The 16,799-nt window shown below is 56.4% G+C and carries 14 protein-coding genes and 1 tRNA gene; 6 read left to right on the forward strand and 9 right to left on the reverse strand.

Annotation, left to right across the window (positions count from 1 at the left end; all coding sequences use genetic code 11):
• The first annotated feature begins 38 nt into the window (after positions 1 to 38).
• Positions 39 to 115, forward strand: a tRNA-Met gene (locus tag CPA57_RS08305).
• Between the two features lie 111 nt (positions 116 to 226).
• Here CPA57_RS08305 and CPA57_RS08310 read toward each other — a convergent pair.
• The 8 genes from CPA57_RS08310 to CPA57_RS08345 form a co-directional block, all read right to left on the reverse strand.
• Positions 227 to 649, reverse strand: coding sequence for an organic hydroperoxide resistance protein (locus CPA57_RS08310; protein ID WP_182082353.1), 423 nt, complete (start codon positions 647 to 649; stop codon positions 227 to 229).
• Positions 650 to 820: 171 nt separating this feature from the next.
• A complete protein-coding gene (gene mdoH / locus CPA57_RS08315) occupies positions 821 to 3,013 on the reverse strand; it encodes a glucans biosynthesis glucosyltransferase MdoH (protein WP_182082354.1) in 2,193 nt (730 codons plus the stop codon).
• On the reverse strand, positions 2,989 to 4,524 hold the full coding sequence (locus CPA57_RS08320) for a glucan biosynthesis protein (protein WP_182082355.1): 1,536 nt from the start codon (positions 4,522 to 4,524) through the stop codon (positions 2,989 to 2,991). Before CPA57_RS08320 ends, mdoH begins: the two co-directional genes overlap by 25 nt.
• Before the next feature lie 135 nt (positions 4,525 to 4,659).
• Entirely contained in the window at positions 4,660 to 5,331 is a 672-nt protein-coding gene (gene bioD, locus CPA57_RS08325) for a dethiobiotin synthase (RefSeq protein WP_182082356.1), read from the reverse strand.
• Between the two features lie 5 nt (positions 5,332 to 5,336).
• Entirely contained in the window at positions 5,337 to 6,113 is a 777-nt protein-coding gene (locus CPA57_RS08330; protein ID WP_182082357.1) for a methyltransferase, read from the reverse strand.
• On the reverse strand, positions 6,110 to 6,748 hold the full coding sequence (locus tag CPA57_RS08335; RefSeq protein ID WP_182082358.1) for an alpha/beta fold hydrolase: 639 nt from the start codon (positions 6,746 to 6,748) through the stop codon (positions 6,110 to 6,112). The genes CPA57_RS08330 and CPA57_RS08335 overlap by 4 nt, the downstream gene beginning before the upstream one ends.
• Complete coding sequence (locus tag CPA57_RS08340; protein ID WP_182082359.1) at positions 6,745 to 7,929, reverse strand: aminotransferase class I/II-fold pyridoxal phosphate-dependent enzyme; 1,185 nt, start codon at positions 7,927 to 7,929, stop codon at positions 6,745 to 6,747. Before CPA57_RS08340 ends, CPA57_RS08335 begins: the two co-directional genes overlap by 4 nt.
• Positions 7,926 to 9,182 carry an adenosylmethionine--8-amino-7-oxononanoate transaminase gene (locus CPA57_RS08345; protein WP_182082360.1) on the reverse strand — a complete coding sequence of 419 codons (1,257 nt, stop codon included), beginning with the start codon at positions 9,180 to 9,182 and terminating at the stop codon, positions 7,926 to 7,928. The genes CPA57_RS08340 and CPA57_RS08345 overlap by 4 nt, the downstream gene beginning before the upstream one ends.
• 267 nt (positions 9,183 to 9,449) lie before the next feature.
• Between CPA57_RS08345 and CPA57_RS08350 the strand changes: the two genes are divergently transcribed.
• The 3 genes from CPA57_RS08350 (at position 9,450) to CPA57_RS08360 (ending at position 11,153) form a co-directional block, all read left to right on the forward strand.
• Positions 9,450 to 9,971, forward strand: coding sequence for a hypothetical protein (locus CPA57_RS08350; protein ID WP_182082361.1), 522 nt, complete (start codon positions 9,450 to 9,452; stop codon positions 9,969 to 9,971).
• A gap of 27 nt (positions 9,972 to 9,998) precedes the next feature.
• The gene (locus tag CPA57_RS08355; RefSeq protein ID WP_182082362.1) at positions 9,999 to 10,526 is read left to right on the forward strand and encodes a DUF5384 family protein; all 528 of its coding nucleotides are present in this window, start codon (positions 9,999 to 10,001) and stop codon (positions 10,524 to 10,526) included.
• Between the two features lie 75 nt (positions 10,527 to 10,601).
• Positions 10,602 to 11,153 (forward strand): invasion associated locus B family protein, encoded by a 552-nt coding sequence (locus CPA57_RS08360; RefSeq protein ID WP_182082363.1) that lies wholly within the window; start codon positions 10,602 to 10,604, stop codon positions 11,151 to 11,153.
• A 48-nt stretch (positions 11,154 to 11,201) separates the two neighbouring features.
• Here the strand turns inward: CPA57_RS08360 and CPA57_RS08365 are convergent, their stop codons facing one another.
• Positions 11,202 to 12,686: a protein adenylyltransferase SelO gene (locus CPA57_RS08365; RefSeq protein WP_182082364.1), complete on the reverse strand. Its 1,485-nt coding sequence runs from the start codon at positions 12,684 to 12,686 to the stop codon at positions 11,202 to 11,204.
• 457 nt (positions 12,687 to 13,143) lie between these two features.
• Here CPA57_RS08365 and CPA57_RS08370 point away from each other — a divergent pair, with 457 nt between their 5' ends.
• Together CPA57_RS08370 and CPA57_RS08375 are read left to right on the forward strand one after the other, a co-directional pair.
• Positions 13,144 to 15,294 carry a peptidase domain-containing ABC transporter gene (locus CPA57_RS08370; RefSeq protein WP_182082401.1) on the forward strand — a complete coding sequence of 717 codons (2,151 nt, stop codon included), beginning with the start codon at positions 13,144 to 13,146 and terminating at the stop codon, positions 15,292 to 15,294.
• Complete coding sequence (locus CPA57_RS08375; RefSeq protein WP_182082365.1) at positions 15,291 to 16,796, forward strand: HlyD family type I secretion periplasmic adaptor subunit; 1,506 nt, start codon at positions 15,291 to 15,293, stop codon at positions 16,794 to 16,796. Before CPA57_RS08370 ends, CPA57_RS08375 begins: the two co-directional genes overlap by 4 nt.
• Positions 16,797 to 16,799 lie beyond the last annotated feature (3 nt).

The following is a 16,799-nucleotide window of genomic DNA, read 5'->3' on the forward strand; positions in this document are numbered from 1 at the left end:
CCCTCGCTCACCCTCTCTCTATATATACCACCCACTACCGCGGGGTGGAGCAGCCCGGTAGCTCGTCAGGCTCATAACCTGAAGGTCGTAGGTTCAAATCCTACCCCCGCATCCAAATATACACCCCAAAAAAAACACATCAATCCAAATCGCTTGGATTAATATCGCCTGGATGTTCTGCTGTGTAGAGAAAAAGGGCTCCATATCAGGAGCCCTTCTTTATGTCTCAGACCAAAGTAACAGTCGTTTTGATGTTACCCTTTGTAGCGTTGGCGTAAGGGCAGACAAACTCTGTCTTCTTTACCAGTTCAACAGCTTTGGCTCGGTCCATACCCGGAAGAGAAACTTCAATGGCCACCTCAAGGCCAAAGCCACCATCAGAACGGGGACCAATGCCAACCGTCGCCTGAACATGCGTATCAGCAGGAATGTCGATCTTCTCTTCGCCAGCAACAAACTTCATGGCACCAAGGAAACAGGCTGAATAACCAGCAGCAAAAAGCTGCTCTGGATTATTCCCCTTGCCGTCACCACCCATTTCTTTGGGCACACCGAGATCCACACGGAAGCTACCGTCAGTGGTTTCGGCAAAGCCGTCCCGACCACCGGTTGCACGTGCTGTAGTTTTGTAAACAACGTTGATGGACATAAACCTACTCCCATCCCGTATAGGGCCTGTTATGGTTACAGGAGCCCCCCCGGCCTTCGTAAGATTACCAGTCAGGGCTTCTGTTCTAGAGATGGGCGTTATGTCAGGCCAGACAATGGGGCTGCCTCATAAAAATATTGGAGCAGCCCCGCAAGCGGAGAAGAGTGGCTGTTAATGACTAGCCGGCTCATCCGTTAGATTGGGAGAGGTAACAGGTAGGTCCGCTAGAATAGCAATGTCACTGCCGCAGCTTAGGATAGCTGCCTTTTCGGCGAGTGTTAGTTGCGCTAATGCGTCTTCCAGTGTTGCGCTTTCTTGAAGTTTCAGAGACCCCGTCAGCAGCGGCACAGAAATAGGCTCTCCAACTTTTCGGGGAGCGGGGAGCGTCCGTAGATGTGCATGTCTCAGTTCCGTATTGCTGCGGAGCGCATGAAAGGCCTCCGTAATCACGGGGTGCGGATGATTCCGCTCTTCAAGGGCCCGTTGGATGATGGCTGGCGGTGTCGTTTCTTCCGGAATGAGAAGAAGTCCCGCCTTACGCATAGCTTGCCCGATGTGGCTGCTGCTAGTGAAACCAACTAGCGGAATGGCAAGCAACAGCCCGATCAAAACCGGCAGCATCCATAAAAACAGGGAGAGAGAGACCGACCATGCGGCTGCACTTAGAATGATACCGAACAGGCTATAGAACCAGTATTTGCGGATGGTATCTGCCCAGGGGAGACTGCCATCATCACGGTTCTGTGCTTTCCAACCGGAATCGCGTCCTAGCAGAATGGACAGAATGGCGGATGTCTGGATCAGCATAGCAATTGGCGCAAGCAACGCACCAATCAGCGTTTCCAACAGAATGGACCACCCAAGCCGCACTACACCCCCAGCCTCTTTACGCCCCGTCGGGTTAAGACAGATGGCGAGGAAGGCCAGAGCTTTAGGTGCGAGAAGCACAATCATGGTCTGAATGAAGACCAACCGGGCCAGAATGGGGTCTACATGCGGCCAGTGCGGATAGAGGCTGCGCTGCGTGCTGAAATATTCAGGGTGATAGAAATGTGCCTGTAGGGCAATGAGAATACCAAACAGTAGGAACAGCAGCCAGAGAGGCGACATGATGTAGGAGCCAATACCTACCAACATGTGGGACCGGCTGACCCAATGCATCCCTTTGGTAAAGAGAATACGAGCATGCTGGAGATTCCCCTGGCACCAGCGGCGGTCTCGCACGGCAATGTCTGTTAGGGAGGGAGGGCTTTCCTCATAGGAGCCACTCAGACCGGGAACCATGTGGATGGCCCAGCCACCACGGCGCATCAAGGCGGCTTCGATGAAATCGTGGCTCAGAATATGCCCGCCAAAAGGTGGCTTCCCAGGCAGGTGCGGCAGCCCGGCTTGCTCGGCAAAGGCCTGCGTGCGGATAATGGCATTATGACCCCAATAATTGCCCTCAGAGCCATGCCACCAAGCGATACCCTGTGCAATCAAGGGGCCATAGACACGCCCAGCAAATTGTTGCATCCGGGCAAAAAGCGTTTGCCCTCCCACAATGACAGGCAAACTCTGGATGAGTCCAACCTGCTCATGCTGTTCCATGGCGGCTGCTAGGCGGACAATCAGCCCACCATCCATCAGACTATCCGCATCAAGGGTGAGCATAGCCGGATAGGCTCCGCCAAAACGGGTCACCCAGTCTCCGATATTCCCTGCTTTGCGGTCCGTGTTTTTGAAGCGGCGGCGATAGAAGAGATGCTTGCGAGCATAATCCTGTTTGTAGAGGTCTAGAACGGCTTGCTCTTCCTGCACCCAGATATCCGGATCAGTCGTATCGGAGAGGATGAAGATGTCAAAATGGTCGCCCCGCCCTGTCTCCTGAAGGCTCTTGAGCATGGCCCGGAGATTGATCATCACCCGCTGGGGTGGCTCATTATAGGTCGGGAGGAGAATGGCGGTTTTACCGGAAAGCTCTGGCAGGGGGCCAGTGCGGCGGATGCCGAGGCCCAGCCCGCCATGCCGTAACATGGCCCAGAACCCGCCCAGCGCGGATGCACAGGAAAGGGAGATCCAAAAGCTGAGGATGGTGAACAGCCCCAGCATGATGATGCCGAGCGTACTTGTTCCTAGCGAGTTGAAGACGGCATTAATCTTCACCACGCTGTAGCCAGTCAGTAGGAAGGCGACTCCAAAAACGGCCAGCCGCCGCAGCCAAAGCAGGGATGGCGTGGTTGGAAGCCGCCAAAAGGACCGACCATGGCGGTCTGGTGCTTTGTGCAGGTCCTGCACAGGCATGGCCAGTGGAGATTCAGGGGGAAGAAAGACGTTATGTTGTGGCGTGGTCATCGCTCTTACGGGGTCCAACGGTATAGCCATGTTTCGGAAACAGGCCCTTGCGCATTAGCAAGCTGAACCTGAAGCTCGCAGAGTTTTGCCCCGCCCGGGTCGAGCTGGAAGAAGGCACGCATGCCGTTGATCTCCGGATTGGGCATAATCGTGACACCCCCGATACTGCCAGCTGATGTCTGGGCGGTCAGATGATAGGCGGCGGGGTCAGACACGGTGTGGAATGGTTCGCCGTCAAAATCCAGAACGAATTGCACTTTGTCGGGATGGTCCGTTACGGCCCCGGCCCGGGTATCATGGATGCGGGCCTGATGGGTCGGCCATGGCGTATCCCACCCCCAATACATGCGATAGGTAAAATTATAGGTTTGTCCGGCTTTCATAGGGGATTGAGGACGCCAGAATGAGACAATGTTGTCGTTGACCTCACTGGGTGTGGGGATTTCCACTAGATTGACACTGCCTTTTCCCCAGTTGCCGACAGGCTCCACCCACAGGGAGGGGCGTCTCTCGTAATGCAGAGCGAGGTCTTCATAGTCATGGAAAGACCGTTTGCGCTGCATTAGCCCATAACCATACGGCCCTGCATCGCTGAAAGAAGAGAGCTGAAGGTCAGTCGGGTTTGTGAGCGGGCGGTAAATGTTCTGGCCGGCACCTGTCCATATCTGGAGGGCTTCACTGTCATGAGCGGCAGGCCGCCAGTCATTTACGTGCACCCGGTCATTAGCATCGAAATAATACATACCCGTTAGCGGGGCGATGCCACCTGCTGAGATGTCCACACGGGGGAAGAAGGAGGATTGTACATCAAACAGGGTTGTTTCACCCGGCCGGATGGTAAAGCGGAAGGCCCCTGTTAAGGAAGGGCTGTCCATCAGGGCGTGTAGCACGAGGGATTGGCTGCCTGCGGCTGGTTTTTCCAACCAGAAGGCACGGAAGACGGGGAACTCCTCCCCAGTCGGAGTGCCTGTATCCTTGGCAAAACCACGGGCGGACAGACCATAAGCCTGCCCCTTGGCAACAGCTCGGAAATAGGAAGCCCCGAGGAAGACCGCACATTCTTCCATAACGCCGGGTTGATTGAGAGCATAGCGGATACGCAGGCCAGAAAAGCCCGCCTCGGTGCTGATATTTAACGAGGCATCCCGGCTGCTAAACGTGTCAGGCGTACAAGTGACGGGGTGGGCCGAACCGTTTATGACCTCAAAAACATCGACATTCTGTTTATAGAGATAGCCACGGGGAAAGAATTGGACATCAAACGCTAGATGATCCTGCCCCCAGAGGGTCTTTTCATTATTGAACTGGACGGATGAAAACTGGTCAAACGTCATGTGTGCCAGAGAGTCGGGCAGGTCCTTCTGTGGGGCACGGTAGCTTTTACTGGCCAGATTCTGGGCCAGAGAGCGGACGGTGCCGTCATCAAAACGTGTCGGAGCTACGTCTACGGTCTGCGCTTTCAGGGAGTGTCTTCCTGCAAAGGTTAGTCCAGCTCCAAAACCCAGACCCGCTTTTACAATGTCACGACGATGCAGTTTCATAATAAGATTTAAAAACCCTGTCAGTCTGTAATGTGGACTCTGTCTACCCCGTCAGCGAAGGGCGGGGGAAATGGTATTTTCATGGCAGACTACGCTAGAGAGTGTAGTGTCTTCACCATTGAAAGACTCAACATTCTACCACAGGCTTTTCCATGAAGGAATCTGTACAGCCATCTGGCTGACATCATACGGCCCTGGTGTCCCGGGCAAGGCGGGGATGTGATGGAGCGCGCGGCACTGGCCTAGTTTTTCCAATGTTTGGCTATTTTCCGGGCATTCTGGCCCATTGGTGATGAACCCTAGGACGGGAATTCCCCGCTGATACAGTGCTTCGAGGCTGAGCAGCGTATGGTTGAGTGTCCCCAGCCCGCTGCGTGTGACCAGAATAACAGGTAGCCCCAAACGAGCGATGAGGTCGATCATCAACATGTTATCTGTCAGGGGCACCATGAGCCCACCCGCCCCTTCTACGATCAGGGGAGAATGTGTTGTTGGGGGTAGGGTAAGATGTTCAGGCTCTAGCGTTATACCTTCCAGAGCACTGGCAGCAGCGGGAGAAAGAGGGGCCTGTAAAGCGTAAGTCGGGGGTAGGATGTGATCTGCGGATAAGCCTGTCAGGTGCTGAATGGTGGGCGTGTCCCCGGCCTCTTCCGCAAGGCCGGTCTGAAAGGGCTTCCAGTATATTCCCTGCCATGCTTTCGTCAGTATGGCACTGGTGAGGGTCTTGCCAATGCCGGTGTCTGTCCCAGTGATGAAAACGCCCTTAGGAGTGGTCCGAGGTAGAGTTGGTGGAGCTTGAAGCAGCATGGGGGTCAGTATCCTTTCAGGAAGATACCAAAGGCGGTTTGATAGGTTACATGGCTAAAATGGTTGTCAAAATGATGCATGGCTCTGCGAAGCCCGTGGGCGGGCTGGTGCCCGTCCCGTGGCAAGGAAGCACCAATCATGCGGAGGCCTTTTAAGAAGTGCCGTGCCGAAGGGGTTGGATCATGAAGCGCGCAGACATCCCATTCCCCATGCCCCCCAGTAGGCCAGTCCTCTTGGAGTTGGGCAAGGCTGGGGTAATCGGGCACACCGCAGGCTATGGCAGCGTTTTTGCAGCTTTCTTGCCATTCATGCAGGCTACCTGTCAGGAGGGTGCTGACTATCATGTGCCCGCCGGGGCGTAATAGAGCGGCAAGGTCACGGAACGCTGCGGCCCGGTCCTCAAACCACTGCAGGCAAAGGCTGGAAGTGATGAGGTCGAATCCCTCTGCTGCCCCCTGTGGCTGTGGATTTTCCCCATCCATGACATAAAGCTGCACGGTCGCTGGAAGGGGAGCCAGATGCTGGCTGGTACGTTCCAGCATGGTAGGGGAAATGTCTGTGAGGTGAAACTCTGCCTTTGGGAAGGCAGAGACTAGTTCTCGGCTTAATAGGCCTGTGCCGCAGCCAAATTCCAGAATCCGGCGGGGCGGTTGTGCAGCCCGATGCTGGCGGATGCGCTCGGCCAGTATCCGGGCGCATCGCTTCTGGATGAAAGCGGCTCGTTCATAGTCTTGGGCGGCATCAAAGCGGGCGGCGATGATGGTCTTGCGGCTGTCTGTCATACAGAAGAAGCATTCTTGATGATGCGTGTCAGAAGGGTGGCGCAGTCTTGTGGGTGTGTGTGTGGTAGTAGGTGCCCGCCGGGCAGGGTACTGCTGGGGATGTCTGCCCCCAGCCCATTTCTGGCCGGAGAGAGTGGGTCATCTGGGCTGTGTAGGCTGTGGAGTCGCCCTTCCCAGCGGGGTAAGAGAGGGCGGTGGTCCATCTCTGCCAGTGTGGTGAGACCAGCTTTCAGGGCGTCACGATCCAGAGTGCTGGGAAGAATGGGGGCAGTCTCTCCGCACATCTGGCGGAACTGGTGAAGGACAGGGGCTGGTTGACGGTCTAATTGTCGGATCATGCGATGCAGGATGCGTTCTGGCACGCCTTCCGGAAAATCCTCGGCTTTGGTGAAGCGGGCAAAGCCATTGATGCTGATGATGCCAAGGCAGTGCGGCGCCTCCAGAGCCAGCAGAGAACAGGCCCCGGCAGAGTGTCCTATCGCCCAGAAGGGGGATTGAGGCAGGTTAGATCGTGCCTCCGCCCCAAGATAGCCTGCATCAGCACAAACATGCTGGAACTCCGGTAGGTGGTTCTGCAGTGGCATCCAGAAGCCGGCATCATAGCCCCAACCATGTTGAAAATAGAGAGTCGTCATTGGGGTGGTACACTCCGTAGGCTGCCCAGCAGGGCATCACCGAGCTGATCTATGATCGTGGCAGAAAGACGACTTTCTAGGGCAATTCGTAAACGGGCTGTGCCAGGGGGGACAGTCGGTGGGCGGATAGCGATGCTGAGGAAGCCTTTCTCCTCCAGAGAGCGGGCAACATGCAGGGCTGTTTCACTGTCTCCAATCATGATTGGAATAATCTGCGTGCTGGAAGGCCCGGTCTTCCAGCCTGCGTTATTCAATCGCTGGCGCAGGCGGTCCGCCTGATGCTGGAGATGCTGGCGTTCAGCCTCCAGTGAGGGGACAATCTCAAGGGCAGCATCCAGTGCCCCGAGGCAGGCAGGGGGCAGGGCCGTGCTGTAGATGAAACCGGAAGCCTGATTGACCAGATAATCGCAGAGAGCCTGGCTGCCTGTTACGAACGCTCCCATGCCGCCAAGGGCTTTGCTGGCTGTGCTCATGGTGATGTCCGCCAGCCCGTTGGAAAGGCCGCTCCCTCCCGGCCCTAGAACAGCAGTGGCGTGGGCTTCATCAACATAGAGGAAGGCACCGTAACGGTCTGCCAGCGCCCGCAGGGCGGGGATGTCGGCCCGGTCCCCATCCATGGAGAAGACGCTCTCGGTGATGATGAATTTCAGGCCCTTCTGGTCGGCATGGCGCTCCAGCAGGGTTTCTAGATGAGCAAGGTCATTATGGTGGAAGCGTACCTGTCGCAGCCCGGCTGCCAGACAGCCATGATGCAGGCTGGCATGGTTCAGGCGGTCCATGAAGAGGATGGCCGGGTAGCCCACCTGCTGGCGGGACAGGTGGTTGAGGGCGGGCAGCAGGGACGCATTGGCCTGCCACCCGCTGGCGAACAGTAGGGCTGCCTCGCTTTTTTTAAAGCGGGCCAGCTTTTCCTCCAGCTGCGTATGTAGGGGTAGGGTGCCACTAACGAGGCGGGAGGCCCGTGCACCCGTGCCGTAGCGTTCTGCCCAGTCTGCCGCTCTCTGGCGTAGCAAGGGATGGTCCGCAAGGCCGAGATAGTCGTTGGAGGTGACGTCAACCAGTTTGCGATCCTGACGGAGCAGAGAGCCGCCCTGCCGCTCCACAGGGACAAGATGGCGGCGGGTATGCTGGCGGTCCCGCTCATGTAGGGCTGCCTGAAGGGCCGATTGGAGGGCGTTCATCCCAGATGGTCCTTTAGGACATGATGGATGCTGCTGGTGAGTGTGCTTAATTCGTCGGGTGTGATGGTAAAGGCAGGTGTGAGATAGACGATGCGGCGGAAGGGCCGCACCCAGACGCCTTTTTCGATAAAGGCCCGCTTAAGGGCTTCTGGGTCATCCAGCGTGTCCAGCTCTACAACGCCAATGGCCCCCAGAACACGGACATCCCTGACGCCGGGCAGGGAGCGGCAGGGTTCCAGCTCCGCAGCCATCTGGGTACTGATGGCCCGGACCTGCTCCAGCCGTGGTTCCGTATCGAACAGGTCCAGCGAGGCATTGGCCACGGCACAGGCTAGCGGATTGGCCATGAAGGTCGGGCCATGCATGAGGGCATGGAGCGGATCATCCGACAAGAAGGCCTCGAACACATGTTTCCGGGCAATGGTGGCAGCAAGGGGCAGGGTGCCGCCTGTTAGAGCCTTGGAGAGGGCCACGATGTCCGGCGTGATCCCTGCCTGTTCGCAGGCAAAGAATGTCCCTGTCCGCCCAAAGCCGGTGAAGATTTCATCAATGATGAGGAGGATGCCATGTTCATCACAGAGGCGGCGGAGATGGCAGAGGGTTTCTGACTCATGGAAGAGCATGCCACCTGCTCCCTGCACGAGGGGTTCCGTGATGATGGCGGCAATCTCGTGCCCCCGTTTGGAGAGTAGGGCCTCCAGTGCTGCCAATGTCTCGGGCGTGGAGGGGAGGTCGGCGATGATTTGTTGCGTTAAGGCATCCCCAAAGAGGCGATGCATCCCTTCTTCTGGGTCGCAAACGGCCATCATGGCCAGCGTGTCGCCATGATACCCACCTCGGAAGGAAAGCAACTTGTGCCGTCCTTCCCGCCCCTGATTGAGCTGGTATTGGATGGCCATCTTGGCCGCCACTTCCATCGCCACCGACCCTGAATCGGTGAAGAAGACCCGTTCCAGATCGCCCGGTAGCCGGTCCGACAGACGCCGGGCCAGTGTCATGGCGGGCTGATGAACCATGCCTCCGAACATGACATGAGGCATGGTCTCAGCCTGTTGGATGAGTGCCTGCCGGATATAGGGGTGATTATAGCCGTGGCAGGCTGTCCACCACGAGGCGATGCCATCAATAAGGGTGCGTCCATCCGCAAGGGTAATGGTGCTGCCAGAGGTGGCGGCAGCCTCTACGGGCATGGGAGCGGTCTGCATCTGGCTGTAGGGTAGCCAGAGATGGGGAAGGATACTGGCAGTGGTCATGTCTTGAATGTCAGCCTGACAGTCATGGAGGGAGAACCCTCTCACTATCGAACAGGGAGTGTTCCGTAAAGTTGAGGGTGGGGCAAGGAGGGAAAGCCGCCTTGAGGTGACTTGTAAAAATCTAACTTGACGATGTGGTGCCTGTTTCTGGAAAAGAGACAGGTTATGAAGCCTGCGGGAAGTCATGACCTACGGGCCTAGAAAAAGGCTTTTTCGTGTGGTGCCGTGTGTGCCTGTTGCGGACTATTCTGGAGATATGGAGAAACCATGCTGAAAACTCGTGGCCTGATGGCTGTCATGATCGTGCCTTTTCTGACACTTGGTGCCTGCACGACGCCCGGGCAGGAATCACGGCCTGATGTTTATGACCAGTCTCAGGTCAATACCGTGCAGAGAGGCCGTGCAGTGCAGATTATTTCCGTATCTGCTGCCCGGGTGAATGTGGATAATTCCAAAAATCGCGACACTGCAAGGGTTGTTGGTGGTCTTCTGGGGGCTGCTCTTGGCACGGGTCTGGCTGTGGGTGCCGGTCATGCAGGCTGGGGCGGTGGTCTGGCGGCAGGTGCTGGCGGTGCCTTGGGTGGTACCCTCGTCGGGGGACAGATTGCAGGTAGCCATACACTCGTTAGCGGCGTGACGATTGCTTATCAGGACCGTGCCGGCGGGGATGTTCTGCTTTCTACACAGGTAGGCAAAACATGCGAATACAAGCCTGGTACAGCACTGCTAGTATCAACTGGTGGCAATGGAACTCGTGTCCAGCCTAATGCGGCCTGCCCGCGGCGTTAAGAGGCAGGCCTTCCGGAGGAGGATGGAATGATACGTCCAGATAAATGGCATGTTGGGCTATTGTGTTTGACTCTGGGAGGCATCGGCCTGTGTAGGGCGGTGCCCGTTGTCTATGCACAGGCAATGGATCCTGCCCAGCTCGAGGCACTGGCGCATATTCAGGATGGTCAGGACCAGCGCCGTGTGGCGCTGGAGGCCGCCCAGCAACAGGCTGCCCAGCAGGCACAGCAGCAGGAGAGAAGGCTGCGAGCACAGGCCTCAGCCAATGCGGCCCGTATTGCTGCGGCCCGTAATGCTCAGAATGAAGCAGATTGGCAAGATGACCGGCGTTACAAAGAGGCCAGCCGTGAGCTGGAGCTGAAAGAGCAGCAGCTCAAGCTGAAAATGTTGGAAGCCCGTGCCAGCCGAGAGGATGATCTCATCAAGGCTGAGCTTGCTCACAAGCAGGCGGAAACGGACAGTTTACTTCAGAGTTCGCAAGGTGATGCAAAGCTGAAAGCGGATGTGGGCGAGGCAACCAAAATGAGCCAGCGGCACTGGTGGGAGGGTAACTGAACAGGCTGGTGACCAGTAGGTTCCAATGGTCTATAAGGCTGCACGGCAAGAAATAGTGCAGGGGCAGGAAAGAGCATGGCAAAAGGCATGAGGATAGTGCAGCTGTTGGGGGGGCTCTGGGGTGTTGTGCTCCTGTTGGGAGGATCCGCCCATGCAGCAGCTAGCCTACCGAATGGGGCGAGCATCCTGCGGGAACGCTATCAGGACTGGGAGGTTATCTGTCAGGCCCCGGCTGAAGGGGCGGCCAATGGTGGTACTGTGCAGTGCGCCACGCAGCAGCAGGCGTTGGAGCCCCGTTCACGCAGGCGGGTCATGACCATCCATTTTGAACCTGATGGTACGCAGGTGCATGGCGTGGTGACGGTGCCTTTCGGGCTGGACATTGTCCGGGGTTTAACACTGACTAACGCTTCCCAACCTGTAGGGGATGTCTATTCCTTCTCAACGTGCCTCCCGGCTGGCTGCCTGGTTCCCCTGACATTTGATGATCAGCAATGGGCTACTTTGCTGAAAGAGCCAAAGGCTACCTTCACGGCCATGACATTTTCCGGCAAGCCGATGAGGCTCATTTTTTCAACTAAAGGGCTGAGTCAGGCCCTTCAGCGTATCCAAAGCCTGACGCACTAATGGTGCCTCTGCCCCTTCTGTGTTGATGGGGCAGAGAGGCGATTGGTCTTATGTGCCACAAAATGTATGGTGGATTTCCTCTTCTCGCTTAGGTGCAGCTGCAAGTCCGTCATCGGCTTCTGCAAAAGGGGTTTTCAGAGCGTCATGCAGGGTATGGAACAGCCGGTAATCACCTTCGATCGCTTGTGATAGAGCCGCTTCGACCTGATGATTTCTGGGGATGATGCGGGGATTGGTTGCCTGCATGGCTTGCTGGCGCATTTCAGCGGGTCGTTTTTCGAGCGTCAGGCGATGAAGTATTTCTGTCCGGCAGAGGTCGAAATGGCCCTTATTACCGGGGAACAGTTCCCGCAGGGCTGAATAATCGTCCCGGATGGCGACGTCTGGCGAACTCATCATACGGAAGGCATTAGTAAAGTCTGCTTGGCCGGTGTGCATGGTTTCCAGAATATGCTCTAACAGGCGGATATCGTGCTCGTCCTGCTCCTCTAGCCCCAGCTTGCGCCGGAACCCTGCCAGCCAAGCGTGATGGAATAGCTGGTCGTAGCCCTGTAGAGCGTCCTGTGCTTTTTCAATGGCTTTATCTTCATCGTCATCAAAAAGCGGGAATAGACATTCCGCTAAGCGGCTGAGATTCCACAGGGCTAATGCAGGCTGGCGGCCATAGGCATAGCGGCCGTCCTTGTCGATGAAGCTGAAGCGTTTCATCGGGTCGAACCGGTCCATGAAGGCGCAGGGGCCATAATCCAATGTTTCACCGGAGAGAGCGCAGTTATCGGTATTCATGACCCCATGAATGAACCCGACTTCCATCCAGCGGGCTACCAGCTGTGCTTGTTGCTGGATGGCGGTTTTTAGTAAGGCCAGATAACATTCCGGCCCTTCGTTGGTGAGGGCGGGGAAGAGGCGTTGGATGGTGAAGTCTGCTAACTGGCGGACATGGTTTAGGCCGCCATGTGCCGCTGCATATTGGAAACTGCCAACCCGAACATGGCTGCGGGCTACCCGGACGATCTGAGCCCCAGGAAAGGGTCCATTATCTCGCTCTACCATGTCCCCGGTGGTCAGTACGGCTAGTGCTCTTGTGGTGGGGATGCCAAGGGCGTGCATGGCCTCACTGATAAGATACTCCCGTAGGGCTGGCCCTAGTGTGTTTCGGCCATCGCCGTGGCGGGAGAAGGGTGTGGGGCCTGTTCCTTTTATCTGTAATTCCAGCCGATGATCGTCTTTAGTCTGGCAGTCAGCAATGAGGGCCGCTCGACCATCTCCCAGAGATGGTACAAACTGGCCGAATTGATGCCCGGCATAGGCCGTAGCAACAGGCCCTGATGAGGCCTCATCCCGGTGGGGCAGTATTCCGCAGGAGAGAAAGGCCAGACCTTCGGCAGAGTGTAGCCAATCCACATCCAACTCTAATTGTTGGGCCAGCTCCGTATTTAAGGCAACGATGCGGGGTGCAGGCGTAGGAGGCAGTGTAATGTTGCGGTGGAAAAAACTCGGCAGGGATGAGGCATAATGCGAGGGGGTGAGCATGAAGAGGCCTTCTGCTGTTGGATATTCAAGGGAGGCTGTGGCGGGCCTTGTCTGGTTTTTTCCAGATGGGAAGCTGATAGATGGAATGGAAGAGGATGAGGTAGAAAGTGTACTGCATTTGTCCTAAAAGCTGAAAGACCTTGCTTCAAGGGGGGGTGTTCCCCGTGTGGCGAGCAAAAAGTAAAGGGGAAATTATATTTGTGCCCTTGCTGTGCCTTGTAACTGCTTATAGATTCCCGGAAGGCATAGTGTGAGCGGGGTATCAGGCAGCAGGATGCCTGATGCAGATGACGAGACAAAGTAAGGATATTCTGTGGAGAACCAGCCTCCAACTGGCGAACAGTCTTCCGGGCAGGGTGCTGGAGGTCGTAAGTCCGACGCCCCCGGGGTAGATCATAACAGCACTGGGCAGAAGCCGCAGGGTGTCAGTCCGATCTATATCCGTTTGAGGGCTGTCATGGCCGCAGCACGGTATCACGGGATCGAACTGGACATACGCGATTTTGCAGCGGAGCCCGGTGAAGCATCACCATCGCCTGCAACCCTTGTCCGCTGGCTGAGGGATTACGGTGCCGTTGCTAAGGGCATGCGCCTGCGGTGGCGGTATCTCGTCAAGCTGGGGTATACGCCGCCTGTTGTGTTGCTGTTCCGGGATGGCTCTGCCGGCCTGCTGGTCCGCACGAACCCCGAGAAGGGTATCGTCTGGCTGCGTGACCCTCTGAAGGGTGAGGGTGAGCCACCTGTTCCCATTGATGAACTAAGGCTGATGCAGCTCTGGACGGGTGATGTCGTCCTGATCAAGCGGCGCAGTGATGAGTCGGAAGCAGATGCTAATTTCGACTTTTACTGGTTCGTTAAGATGGTTCTGCGGGAAAAGAAGGGCCTGCGGGATATCGTCTTCTCCTCTATGGTGCTGAGTATCCTGGGGCTATTCCCTGCCATGATCGTCATGCAGGTGGTGGACCGGGTCATTAACTATCACTCCATGGCGACCCTTGTTTCCCTTACGGGCTTTGTCGTCATTCTAAGCCTCTATGAAGTTTTGCTGACGTATGCCCGGCAGGAGCTGACACTGGTTGTTAGTACCCGGCTGGATGCTCGTATTTCCCTCCATGCCTTTAACCGCCTTCTTGCGTTGCCGTTGGAGTTTTATGAACGCCAGCAGGCTGGTGAAGTACTCGGGCGGTTTAACTCCATCTTCAAAGTGCGTGACTTCCTAACCGGACAAGTGCTGAACACCCTTCTGGACGTGTTTATGCTGCTGGTTGTCATGCCCGTGCTGTTCTATATGAGCCCCTCTTTGGCATGGCTGACTCTTGTCGCTGCTGGAGCGATTGGTTTGATTGTGGTCATCATGCTGCCAGTGGTGAGTCGTGTGGCTGGTAAGATGGTCAGGGCGGAGATGCAACGTGGGGCCGCGCTTTACGAAACCGTAGCCGGTATCCGGACAGTCAAGACATTGGCACTGGAGAATACCCGGCGTGCCACATGGGACAACCGCACGGCTGTTGTCATTCATTGGCGTTTGGCATCTCAGCGTTTGGCCAACTGGGTCAGCACGATGGTGCAGCCGCTTAATATGTTTATTAACCGGGGCATTATTCTTGTTGGTGCCTATCTGGTGCTGACAGATGCTAACACCATGCAGGGTGGTGCGCTCATGGCCTTCATGATGCTGGGTGGCCGTGTTGCGTCCCCGCTGGTTAGTCTGGCCAAGATCATGGAATCCCTCAACGAGGTAACCGTGTCTCTGGGTGAGGCCGGTGAGGTGCTCAACCAGCCGACAGAAACTTACGCTCTGACTCATGGTATGCGCCCGCCTATTAAGGGGGCACTGAGCTTCAACAACATCAACTTTACTTACCCCGGGGCTGCGAATAGGGCCCTGACGGATGTAACCTTTGATGTGCCTGCAGGGACCATGCTTGGGCTTGTGGGGCGTTCTGGGTCTGGTAAATCGACCATCACACGTCTTCTTCAGGGTGTTAGCCGAGAGTATCAGGGGTATCTGCGCCTTGATGGTGTCGATTTGCGGGAAATTAACCTGCACTATTTGCGGCGGTCCTTTGGTGTTGTGCTGCAGGATAACTTCCTCTTCCGTGGGACTATCCATGACAATATTACCGCTGGGCGACCGGGGCTGACGCTGGATGATGTCATCCGGGCGGCTCGTCTGGCTGGGGCAGAAGAGTTTATCGAACGTATGCCAGCTGGCTATGAGACGTGGATTGAAGAAGGCTCGACCAATATTTCTGGTGGGCAAAGGCAGCGTTTGGCTATTGCCCGTGCCGTGATTTCTGATCCTAAACTCATGATTCTGGATGAAGCGACATCCGCATTGGACCCAGAATCTGAAGCCCTTGTTAATGCGAACCTCAAAAATCTGGCAAAGGGCCGGACGATGGTGATTGTCTCGCACCGTCTGTCATCACTGGTGGATTGTGACCAGATCGCTGTGATGGATCAGGGGCGTGCCATTGATATCGCACCACATGAAGTCCTGTTGGAACGCTGTGATGTGTATCGGACGTTGTGGCTCCAGCAGAACCGTCATCTTGCGCCGGAAACGCAGGCGGGCGGTAATCCGTCGGCAGGAGGACAGGAATGATGAGCGAGAGCAAGCCCACCGGGTCCGGCCCTGCACAGGAGAAGGAGCAGCGGCAGGCTGCCCCTGAAGCCGCCCCCAACATGGACGAGGACAATCATAAGGGCCCTCGTAAGGCGGACGATCCGTTCGCCCCGGAGGATATGCCCCTAGCTTTGTTGGAGTTCCATTCTCCCACGCTGGGTATGGTCAACCTGCCCATGACAGCCTCAGCCCGCTATATTACGTGGCTTGTGGGGTCGCTGGTGTTGGCTAGCGTGGCGGCTATGGCGCTGTTTCCGCTCAACAAGGTTGTGACTGTTACGGGACGAATCATCTCCACTGCACCGATTGTTGTGGTGCAGCCTGTCGCTGCTGGGCGTGTCCGGTCGCTTAATGTCAAAGTTGGTGAATATGTCCGCAAGGGACAGGTTCTGGCCCGACTGGACCCGACATTGAGCGATGTGGATATGGATAATCTGTCCGCTCAGATGCAGTCCCTACAGGAGGAAGTGAGCCGACTGAAGGCGCAGGCATCGGGTACGGAATATCGCACGGATATAAGTGTGCCAGCTTCCATCCAGCAGGAGCAGGTGTTCCTCCAGATGAAGGTGGATTACCAGTCCCACATCGAGGATTTCGACCGCCGCATTGCCGGGATGCAGAACGACCTTCAGCAGGCTAGAGCTAACGCAGCCATGTATGCCAGTAAGTTGAAGGTCACACAGGCCGTGCTGGATATGAGAGAGCGTGAGCAGAAGGAGGCTGTGGGGTCTCGTCTTTCCACTCTCGGGGCGCAGGATGCCGTGATGGATACAGAGCGGGCGTTGATTTCCGCTCAGCAGGTGGCTGGTGCTACGCAGAACCGTCTAGATGCCCTCAAGGCTCTGCGGGAAAGCTTTATCCAGTCATGGAAGACAAAGATTTATGAAACGCTTGTCACTGGTGAGCGACGGCTGGACCAGCTGAAGAGCGACTACCGCAAAGGGCGTGTGCGGCAAAAGGAGATTGACCTCCGGGCCCAGCAGGATGGTGTTGTGTTGACCATTGCTCCCATTTCCGTTGGGGCGATGGTCGGGCCTACCATGCGGGTGATGACGCTGGAGCCAACCGACAGCGGGCTGGAGGTGGAAGCCCTCATGAGCCCGCAGGATAGTGCCTATGTGCGGCAGGGGCACCATGCCATCATCAAGTTTGCTAGCTTCCCTTATGTCCAGTACGGGGGTGCGAAGGGTACGGTCAGCCTCATCAGTGCTGATACGTTCTTGCCGCCTGAAATGGTCGAAGGGAACATCAGGGCCGGGATTGATCCATCCGCTATGGTAAAACAGGGTAATTCTGTCATTTTCTACCGTGTCCGGTTGAAGATTGATAAGTACACCCTGCATGGGCAGCCGTCTTTCTTCCATCCTAGTGCTGGTATGCCAGTGACGGCGGATATTGATGTGGGTAAGCGGACTCTCCTGAAATATCTGTTCAGCCATGTTGTGCCCGCAGCAACAGAAGGCATGAGAGAGCCCTCTTAAGGC

The sequence above is a fragment of the Bombella favorum genome, from assembly GCF_014048475.1.
Lineage (GTDB): Bacteria > Pseudomonadota > Alphaproteobacteria > Acetobacterales > Acetobacteraceae > Bombella > Bombella favorum.